General features: G+C 42.5%; 1 protein-coding gene. It reads left to right on the top strand.

From position 1 onward, the window contains the following. Positions 1-233: 233 nt before the first annotated feature. Positions 234-367 (top strand): L-threonylcarbamoyladenylate synthase (locus A6X21_RS25550; protein ID WP_205847454.1); only part of this gene is annotated, 134 nt, incomplete at its 3' end.

Raw genomic sequence — 367 nt, forward strand, 5'->3', positions numbered from 1 at the left:
AAAACTCCTATCCGGCTCAGTTACAAAAAATGATGTTTGAAGCGGGGTAATCACTCTATACGCTCTTGGTGGCAGTCGCATGACGCCCCCGTTGTAGCCAACATCATTTGAGGCTATAATTGGCACGAACACTATACTACTCTTTGTCCTTTTGAAGGAGTTATCTCTTTTTGTATATATTTGCATATAAACCCCGGGAACACCCCGTTATTTCTTATTAATTCTATCCAAGCATGTCAAAGGAATTATTTAGTGAAGATATCCGTAAAGCTGTAGAGGTGATGCAGCGCGGAGGCATTATTTTATACCCCACAGATACTATATGGGGTATCGGTTGCGACGCTACGAATGAGAGTGCCGTGCAGAA

Source organism: Planctopirus hydrillae (assembly GCF_001707835.1).
Lineage (GTDB): Bacteria > Planctomycetota > Planctomycetia > Planctomycetales > Planctomycetaceae > Planctopirus > Planctopirus hydrillae.